Annotated in this window: 6 protein-coding genes and 3 rRNA genes; all 9 read right to left on the bottom strand. The window is 42.4% G+C overall.

Going from position 1 to position 10,131, the window contains the following annotated elements:
• Window positions 1-11: 11 nt before the first annotated feature.
• Window positions 12-120 (bottom strand): 5S ribosomal RNA (gene rrf / locus BN1865_RS17825).
• A gap of 77 nt (window positions 121-197) precedes the next feature.
• Window positions 198-3,109: ribosomal RNA gene (locus BN1865_RS17820) — 23S ribosomal RNA — on the bottom strand.
• A gap of 231 nt (window positions 3,110-3,340) precedes the next feature.
• Window positions 3,341-4,864: ribosomal RNA gene (locus tag BN1865_RS17815) — 16S ribosomal RNA — on the bottom strand.
• Together the 16S, 23S and 5S rRNA genes form the textbook arrangement of a ribosomal RNA operon.
• A 247-nt stretch (window positions 4,865-5,111) precedes the next feature.
• The gene (proC, locus tag BN1865_RS17810; RefSeq protein ID WP_050638589.1) at window positions 5,112-5,894 is read right to left on the bottom strand and encodes a pyrroline-5-carboxylate reductase; all 783 of its coding nucleotides are present in this window, start codon (window positions 5,892-5,894) and stop codon (window positions 5,112-5,114) included.
• A 39-nt stretch (window positions 5,895-5,933) separates the two neighbouring features.
• A complete protein-coding gene (gene ftsZ, locus BN1865_RS17805) occupies window positions 5,934-7,016 on the bottom strand; it encodes a cell division protein FtsZ (protein WP_050638588.1) in 1,083 nt (360 codons plus the stop codon).
• Between the two features lie 24 nt (window positions 7,017-7,040).
• Window positions 7,041-8,312, bottom strand: a complete 1,272-nt coding sequence (gene ftsA, locus BN1865_RS17800) for a cell division protein FtsA (protein ID WP_050638587.1) — start codon at window positions 8,310-8,312, stop codon at window positions 7,041-7,043.
• Entirely contained in the window at window positions 8,309-8,443 is a 135-nt protein-coding gene (locus tag BN1865_RS19010) for a hypothetical protein (protein ID WP_255351777.1), read from the bottom strand. Before BN1865_RS19010 ends, ftsA begins: the two co-directional genes overlap by 4 nt.
• Window positions 8,440-9,213 carry a cell division protein FtsQ/DivIB gene (locus tag BN1865_RS17795; protein ID WP_232780440.1) on the bottom strand — a complete coding sequence of 258 codons (774 nt, stop codon included), beginning with the start codon at window positions 9,211-9,213 and terminating at the stop codon, window positions 8,440-8,442. Before BN1865_RS17795 ends, BN1865_RS19010 begins: the two co-directional genes overlap by 4 nt.
• Before the next feature lie 3 nt (window positions 9,214-9,216).
• Window positions 9,217-10,131, bottom strand: coding sequence for a UDP-N-acetylmuramate dehydrogenase (murB, locus tag BN1865_RS17790; protein ID WP_050638585.1), 915 nt, complete (start codon window positions 10,129-10,131; stop codon window positions 9,217-9,219).

The raw sequence follows: 10,131 nt of genomic DNA, 5'->3' as shown, positions 1-10,131 counted from the left end.
CTCCCGGATTGAACCGGCAGCCTGCTATTGTCGCACTTGCGCACTATCTTCGCCGCTGTGATGCTTAACTTCTGTGTTCGGTATGGGTACAGGTGTCTCCATCACCCTATCGCCACCGGATCTCTTTCCTTCTCCTGAATGCACGAGCACTCAAAACTGAACAGCTCTCTAGCTTCTTTCTCCTTGAACCCTTCTTCTAGGCTAAGCCCTCGACCGATTAGTATCATTCAGCTCAGCATATCGCTATGCTTGCACCTATGACCTATCTACCTCTTCGTCTTAGAGGGGTCTTACTTCGCTTTGAATGGGAAGTCTCATCTTGGAGGGGGCTTCACACTTAGATGCCTTCAGCGTTTATCCCTTCCAGACTTAGCTACCCAGCTGTGCCACTGGCGTGACAACTGGTGCACCATTGGTCTGTCCACCCCGGTCCTCTCGTACTGAGGGCAGCTCTCCTCAAACTTCCTACGCCCACGACAGATAGGGACCGAACTGTCTCACGACGTTCTGAACCCAGCTCGCGTACCGCTTTAATGGGCGAACAGCCCAACCCTTGGAACCGACTTCAGCTCCAGGATGCGATGAGCCGACATCGAGGTGCCAAACCTCCCCGTCGATGTGAACTCTTGGGGGAGATCAGCCTGTTATCCCCAGGGTAGCTTTTATCCGTTGAGCGACGGCCCTTCCATTCGGCACCGCCGGATCACTAAGCCCGACTTTCGTCCCTGCTCGACTTGTTGGTCTCGCAGTCAAACACCCTTTTGCCTTTGCACTCTGCGCATGGTTTCCATCCATGCTGAGGGTATCTTTGGGCGCCTCCGTTACTCTTTGGGAGGCGACCGCCCCAGTCAAACTGCCCACCTGACACTGTCCCGTCATCGGCTTCACGATGTCCGGTTAGAACCTCAATGCATCAAGGGTAGTATCCCAACGGCGACTCCTCGAATACTGGCGTATCCGTCTCTCAGTCTCCTACCTATCCTGTACATCATGCATCAAGATCCAATATCAAGCTACAGTAAAGCTCCATGGGGTCTTTCCGTCTAGTCGCGGGTAACCTGCATCTTCACAGGTACTAAGACTTCACCGAGTCTACAGCTGAGACAGCGCCCAAATCGTTACGCCTTTCGTGCGGGTCAGAACTTACCTGACAAGGAATTTCGCTACCTTAGGACCGTTATAGTTACGGCCGCCGTTTACTGGGGCTTCAATTCATTGCTTCTCCTTGCGGATGACAACTCCTCTTAACCTTCCAGCACCGGGCAGGCGTCACCCCCTATACTTCGACTTGCGTCTTGGCAGAGAGCTGTGTTTTTGGTAAACAGTCGCTTGGGCCGTTTTACTGCGGCTCAGCTTTCACTGAGCACTCCTTATCCCGAAGTTACGGAGTCATTTTGCAGAGTTCCTTAGCTATAGTTCTCTCGCTCACCTTAGGATTCTCTCCTCACCCATGTGTGTCCATTTTCGGTACGGGCTGACAAAGAGTTTATTGCTAGAAGCTTTTCTTGGAAGCTTGCTTTGGCGACTTCTGTACTTATCGTAATGTTCCATACGCTTCACGCCTTCGGGTTTCAACATCCGGATTTGCCTGGATGTCCCCTACCTCGCTTGCACCAGCTATTCCAGCAGCTGGATCGCCTAGCCTTCTCCGTCACTCCATTGCCTCTTCGCCAGGTACGGGAATCTCCACCCGTTATCCATCGACTACGCCTCTCGGCCTCGCCTTAGGCCCCGACTTACCCAGAGCGGACGAACCTTCCTCTGGAAACCTTGGGTTTTCGGTGCGTGGGATTCTCACCCACGTTCCGCTACTCACACCGGCATTCTCTCTTCCTGACGCTCCACATGTCCTTGCGATCATGCTTCCTCGCTGTCAGGAACGCTCCCCTACCACTTATACTTCGTATAAATCCATAGCTTCGGTATTATGCTTAGCCCCGGTAAATTTTCGGCGCAGAGTCATTCGACTAGTGAGCTGTTACGCACTCTTTAAAGGATGGCTGCTTCTGAGCCAACCTCCTAGTTGTCTGGACATCTCCACATCCTTTTCCACTTAGCATATATTTTGGGACCTTAGCTGATGGTCTGGGCTGTTTCCCTCTTGACTACGGACCTTATCACCCGCAGTCTGACTGCCGCATATGTCTTCATGACATTCGGAGTTTGATTATGCTCAGTACCTCGGGATGAGGCCATCACATATTCAGTGCTCTACCTTCATGACACTTCCTGCGACGCTAGCCCTAAAGCTATTTCGGGGAGAACCAGCTATCTCCGAGTTCGTTTGGAATTTCACCCCTAGCCACAATTCATCCGCCAACGTTTCAACGGGGGTCGGTTCGGTCCTCCATCGGGTTTTACCCCAACTTCAACCTGATCATGGCTAGATCACTCGGTTTCGGGTCTATGACATGCAACTTCCGCCCTTTTCAGACTCGCTTTCGCTTCGGCTCCGCATCTCCTGCTTAACCTCGCTCCATATCATAACTCGCCGGCTCATTCTACAAAAGGCACGCCATCACCCTTTAACGGGCTCTGACTTCTTGTAAGCATATGGTTTCAGGTTCTCTTTCACTCCCCTCCCGGGGTTCTTTTCACCTTTCCCTCACGGTACTGGTTCACTATCGGTCACTAGGGAGTATTTAGCCTTTCGAGATGGTCCTCGATAATTCCGTCAGGATTCCACGTGCCCCGACGTACTCAGGGTCTGTCTCGTCTCACTCCCACAATTTCGGATACGGGAGTTTCACCCTCTTCGCTGCGCCTTCCCCTGCGCTTCTCCTATCATGCTCGCTCAACTTTGCTGACACCCCTATAACCCCATCGCTATGATGGTTTGGGCTCCTCCGCTTTCGCTCGCCGCTACTTACGGAATCGTTCTTACTTTCTTCTCCTGCAGGTACTGAGATGTTTCAGTTCCCTGCGTCTTGCCTCATGCATCTATATATTCAATGCATGATGACACACCTCTCGATGTGCCGGGTTCCCCCATTCGGACATCAGCGGGTCTTAGCCTGCTTACTGCTCGCCGCCGCGTTTCGCCGTTTGCTGCGTCCTTCTTCGCCTCCTAGTGCCTAGGCATCCGCCATACGCTCTTTCTTGCTTAACCTAAAGTGTTCAAGTTCTTTTTCTTGTTTTCTCTTTTGTTTATCTTAGTTTTTTGCAACTAGATGAATCGACCTTCAATCTCTTTCCTGATCTCGTTTCTTCTTCATCTATCTTCTTTTCTGTTGTAAAAAGTTTTTGCTAGTTTGCTATTCAGTTTTCAATGTTCCTGCCTTGAATGCACGCAACGCACATTCAAAACTAAACAGATCTCCACGTCTTCTCTTCTCCCTAGAAAGGAGGTGATCCATCCCCACGTTCCCGTAGGGATACCTTGTTACGACTTCACCCCAATCATCAGTCCCACCTTAGACAGCTCCTTCCTTGCGGTTAGGCCACCGGCTTCGGGTGTTACCAACTCTCATGGTGTGACGGGCGGTGTGTACAAGGCCCGAGAACGTATTCACCGCGACATTCTGATTCGCGATTACTAGCGATTCCAGCTTCGTGCAGTCGAGTTGCAGACTGCAGTCCGAACTGAGAACGGGTTTATGGGTTTCGCTCCACCTCGCGGTCTCGCTTCCCTCTGATCCGTCCATTGTAGCACGTGTGTAGCCCAGGTCATAAGGGGCATGATGATTTGACGTCATCCCCGCCTTCCTCCTCCTTGCAGAGGCAGTCTCGCCAGAGTCCCCAACTTAATGATGGTAACTGGCAACAGGGGTTGCGCTCGTTGCGGGACTTAACCCAACATCTCACGACACGAGCTGACGACAACCATGCACCACCTGTATCCGATATAGCTATTTCCTCATCTCTGAGGCTTTTATCGGTATGTCAAGACCTGGTAAGGTTCTTCGCGTTGCTTCGAATTAAACCACATGCTCCACCGCTTGTGCGGGCCCCCGTCAATTCCTTTGAGTTTCATTCTTGCGAACGTACTACTCAGGCGGAGTACTTATTGCGTTAACTGCAGCACTGAGGTCTGACCCCCAACACTTAGTACTCATCGTTTACGGCGTGGACTACTAGGGTATCTAATCCTATTTGCTCCCCACGCTTTCGGGACTGAGCGTCAGTTGCAGCCCAGATCGTCGCCTTCGCCACTGGTGTTCCTCCATATATCTACGCATTTCACCGCTACACATGGAATTCCACGATCCTCTGCTGCTCTCTAGCTATTTGGTTTCCACGGCTTACCGAAGTTTAGCTTCGGGCTTTCACCGCAGACCTCTATTGCCGCCTGCTCCCTCTTTACGCCCAATGATTCCGGATAACGCTCGCCACCTACGTATTACCGCGGCTGCTGGCACGTAGTTAGCCGTGGCTTCCTCATAAAGTACCGTCACTCATATGTCATTCCCTACATATGCCGTTCTTCCTTTATAACAGAGGTTTACATACCGAAGTACTTCCTCCCTCACGCGGCGTTGCTCGGTCAGGCTTTCGCCCATTGCCGAAAATTCCCTACTGCTGCCTCCCGTAGGAGTCTGGGCCGTGTCTCAGTCCCAGTGTGGCCGTCCACCCTCTCAGGTCGGCTACGCATCGTCGCCTTGGTGAGCCTCTACCTCACCAACTAGCTAATGCGCCATAAGTCCATCCTTCTGCTATCCCGTGGGATATTTAACAGTGAGGTCATGCGACCCCTCTGCCTATGCGGTCTTAGCTGCCGTTTCCAGCAGTTATCCCCCTCACAAGGCCAGGTTACTTATGTATTACTCACCCGTTCGCCACTCACTGATTAATCAGTGCGTTCGACTTGCATGTATTAGGCACGCCGCCAGCGTTCATCCTGAGCCAGGATCAAACTCTCCATTGTCTATCTCCTAAACAATTTCTTGTTCTCTTGACTCTCTTTGTTTCCTGTTTCTCTTTTTGACGTGTTTCTGTTTAGTTTTCAATGTCCCTTGCCCTCTCTCTCGAGTGCTCATCTATAATATCATCTCCTTTACCCTTTTGCAAGCCTTTTTTTCATCTTTTTTTATTTTTCTTCTCTCTTTCTCTTCTTTATATAAAAAAAGATTGAATTTATCGTCATATTTCGATTTCAATCTTTTTATACTTTTTTATTTATAATGAATTGCAGATGTTATTGCATCAACAAATGCTGCTCGAACATTCCCTTTTTCCAACGCTTCAACACCTCGAATCGTTGAACCTCCTGGTGAACAAACTTGATCTTTTAAGACTCCTGGATGAAGTGTCGTTTCTAATTGCATTGCTCCACTGCCTAATACCATTTGTGATGCCAACTTATATGCCATTTGACGTGGCACACCTTCTTTCACTGCTCCATCAGCCAATGCCTCAATAACCATATAAATAAATGCTGGTCCACAACCGCTCACTGTCCCAGCTGCACCCATTAAGTGACTTGGAACAACTTCTATTTCACCAATCGAAGCAAACATCTCCTTGGTAAATTCAAATTCTTCTGGCGTCAATGAATGTGTTGCTTCAATTAATGACATTCCCTTTAAAACCAAAGCAGGCGTGTTAGGCATTACAAAAATATGTCGTGTTGAAGCATCAAGTAAATCATTATATTTTGCAAAATCATATCCCAAAACAATAGAAATAAGCGCTTTATCTTTTAATAAGTCTTTTAATGGAAGTAAAACTGCTTCAACAACCTGGGGTTTAACACCAATAAATACAATTTCACTTTGTTCCACAACTTCCTGTTCATTTTTAGCAATTGCAAAATGATATTCTTTCACTTTATCCAATTGTGAAGGCATAACATCATATGCAATCATTTCTTCACCTTTTAAAAAACCCGACTTTGCGATTCCACAAGCAATGGCTCCTGCCATATTTCCCATTCCTATAAATCCTATCTTTTTCATTATTATCCTCCTATACAAGAAAAGCTAACATACGTTAGCTTATAATTTTCTATTTCTTAAAAATGCTGGAACATCATCATCGTCATCATCTGTATCATAAACAGTTGGACGAACAACAGATTCATATGGAGATGATTGTTTTTGTTGCACTGGTGTCGCAGCAACAGGTTCTTCTTCATCTTCAAATCCAGTTGCAATAACAGTAACGATAACTTGATCATCTAAATTTTCATTAATAGCAACACCCAAAACAGTATTAACATCATTTCCTACAGCTTCTCTAATTGTCGCCAAAGCAGTATTAGCATCATATAAAGTAATGTTTGTACCACCAGTTACATTAACAATAGCATCTTTTGCTCCAGCAATAGAAACATCTAATAAAGGTGATGAAATTGCACGCATAGCCGCTTCTTCTGCCTTGTTTTCACCATCACTCATACCAATTCCAATTAATGCTGATCCACGATCTTTCATAACTGATGAAACATCTGCAAAGTCAAGATTAATAAATGCTGGAATCGCAATTAAATCAGTAATCGTTTGAACACCTTGTCTTAAAACATTATCTGCCTCTCTAAAAGCTTCTCCCATTGGTTTTCTTCCAATAGCATCCAGCAAACGATCATTAGAAACAACAATAATAGAATCTACATTTTCTCTTAATTCAGCCAATCCACCTTTAGCCTGTCTTAAAACCTTAGGTCCTTCAAAAGTAAATGGAGATGTCACAACACCAACAGTCAAAGCTCCTAATTCTTTTGAAATCTTAGCTACAACCGGTGCTGCACCAGTACCAGTTCCACCACCCATACCAGCAGCAATAAAGACCATATTAGCACCTGATAAAGCTTCTTTAATTTCTTCTTCAGTTTCCAAAGCAGCTTTACGCCCTACTTCAGGGTTCCCACCAGCACCTAAACCATGTGTTAATTCACGTCCTAATATAATTTTATTGTCAATATCAATACCTTTTAATATTTGTGCATCAGTATTAGCAACATAGAAATCAACACCTTTAACTCCATCTTTAGCCATTCTTGCAACAGCATTACAGCCACCGCCACCAACACCAATAACTTTTATTTTGGCAACTTGAACAAAATCTAAATTACTATCCATCTTCTCTATCCTCACTTTTATATATTAATCTTCTTCACTAAAAAAATTCTCAATAACCTTTGACAACTTTCCTTTTTTCTTATCACTATAAACTGGCTTACTTTTTGTCAAACCTTTAAAACGAATACTCATCGTACTTGAAATATCAGGCAATATCAACGAAGGATCCATATGACCCAGAATTTTAGAACGGTCATTTAAATAATACATCATTCCTAAACATGAAACAAATGACATATCTCTTGCTCCAATCGTATCTGGACGATACGTTCTGACTGCACTATCCAATATTTCACTTGCTACACGGTCTATATCAGGTAATTCGCCACCACCGCCAACAATCACAGTCTCATAACTTCTACCATCATTAATAACATCAATCTTTGTTTTAATGACTCCCATAATCTCACGAACACCCTCTGACAATACTTGAGCAAGATCTTTTTGTGTATAATGCTTTTCAAAGTCATTATCACGTGTTGTATGTATAATATCTTCATCTCCAATATTAAGATCACAAGTTCCATATTTCACTTTATAAACCTCAGCTCTATCCATTGGGATTTGCCAAGATGTCGCAATCATTTTTGTCAAATCATAGCCACCCACATTTGCCTGAGCAATATATTTTAAATAACCACCCTCAAAAAAAGCAACTGTTGATGTTCTATAACCAATATCAATTAAGATAGCCCCTTCTTGAAGATATACAGCATCAAACGCTTCTTTAGCACAGGCATAAGCATTAATTGTAATATCTAAGACTTCTACCCCTGCTTTTTCCACTGCGCTTATATATCCATAAAGTAGTTTTTTCTTTGTTGTAATAATCAATGATTCAGCTTTTAATGAAGCTGATTTTTGACCCAATGGCAATTCTCTCATTGATTTGGTATCAAGTTGAAACATTGTAGGAATCACCGAAATGATTTCCTCATCATCAGACAATTCAAAACGTTTTGAAAGTTTTAAAGCACGTACAATGTCATCACTTGTAATTTGATCTAAAGGAGAATTAACTTTTGTGATGCCATCACTTTGATAAATATGTGCACGAACTGATGGAATACATAAAGCCACTTTGGTAATTGTTGCTCCCAAAACAGCTGAAGCTTCATCTATCAATTGTTTCACTTCACTCACAACTGTTGGCATACTTTCAATCTTCCCTTTGTGAATGCCATGACTCGTTATTTTCTTTGAAAATAATATATTGATATTTGCGCTAACGACTTCTCCAACAAGCAATTTTACTGTTGCGCTCCCTATATCTAATACAGCATAGATATCTTTCATAAATGATTCTCCTTTAAAAAATACTTCTTTAACATTGTATCATAAATCTTCTGATAAGAAAACACATAATCTTGAAACAATCTATGTTTTTTTATCAAAAATGATGCACCTTGTCCATCAAGATACATCATTTACATTTTTCCATATATACATTTTTTCCTTCAAACTTAAAAACACATTGATCCTTAAAAACTGTCTTATTGGCTTCATAATCAAATTTATTTAACTGTTCGACCATATCTTCCACTCTTAGATAAAGTGTTTTTCCATCATCCATCAAAAATTTTATTCTTGTTTCATCAGCAACCTGAGGAGAATAGACAATATCACTCGTTTGACTTTTTATAAGTTCAGGCAATTTTACATATTCTTTCGCAAAAGTTTTTAAAAATTTCAAATCTTTAAATTCACTCAAACGCGGAGTTGCCTGTAAAGATTGAATAATCTTTTGATCCTTTGTCTCTACTACATTTCCCAATTCATCAATAACATATGTTTTTTTATCAATAATACAATAAGCCACCTTATCAGCCTCTACAATTTCAATCTTAATATGACCCAAAAGATCTTTGCTAACCTGAGCTTTTTTGACCAAGGGCACTTCTTTGATTTCATCTTCTAAACGGCTCGTATTGACAAATAAGTAAAAAGAATTTTTATCAACTGAAATATGGTTTAAAATATCTTCCTCTTTGACTTCTTGACAACCTGTTACTGTCATTGATTTAACTTTTGAATAATCACTTAAAAAATAGGAACCAATACATACAAAAACAATCAAAAATAACAAAATCTTAATTCGTCTTTTCAATTTCTTTTTCTTTTTTGTTTTCAATATTTTTTTAACCTGGTTCTCATCATGTTCATTATAATAGTACTCCTGCTGATGAGACATATTCATCACCTACTCCCAGTTAACCAAAATGACTTCTTTTTTCAACTCCACACGAAAACGGTCAAATACTGTTTTTTCAACTAACAAAATTAAATCCAATATATCTTTAGCACTGGCATAACCATTATTGACAATAAAATTAGAATGCTTTGGTGACACTTGTGCTCCACCTATTTCATAACCTCTTAAATGACATTCATCAATATATTGCCATGCTGGTTTTTCATCAGGATTTCTAAAAATACTGCCAGCACTTGCAAAATTCCATGGTTGTGTTGACATACGTTTTTCTTTACGTTTATCTAAAACTCTCATGATTTCCTGAGGATCTCGTGGCATCATTTGAAAAGTTGCTTCAACTAACACCCAATCTTTATGTTGCTGTAAAATAGACTTACGATAATCAAAAGCCATTTCTTCCTTTGAAAGAGTTATTAACTTTCCATTATCATCGAGTATAAGAGCAGATTCAAAAACATCTGCCATACAGTACTTATAGGCACCCGCATTCATATAAACGCCACCACCAACAGTACCAGGGATACCACCCATAAATTCAAAACCAGACAAACCCGTTTTGGCTGCCTCATAAGCTAAATAAATCATACTCACACCAGCCTCAGCACGAATTTGCAAACCATTAAAATGGACTTGATTTAATCCTTGTGACAATGAAAAAATAACACCTTCATATTCTTTATCCGAAAATAAAATATCCGATCCTTTTCCAATTGTCATATGCTTAACCTGATGTTGACGACAATATTGAATACCACGTCTTAAAGCATCAATATCTTTAATATTTATAAAAAAGCGAGCAGGGCCACCCACTTTGAATGTTGTATGTTTATACATTGGTTCATTTTCTATAATTTCACCCAAATCTAAATCAACTAAGTCAAAAAATAATTGATCAAAATCCAT

It is taken from the genome of Candidatus Stoquefichus sp. SB1 (assembly GCF_001244545.1).
Classification (GTDB): Bacteria; Bacillota_I; Bacilli_A; order Erysipelotrichales; family Coprobacillaceae; genus Stoquefichus.
Note: the sequence above shows the minus strand (reverse complement) of the source record. Positions and strands in the feature narration are given on the sequence as shown.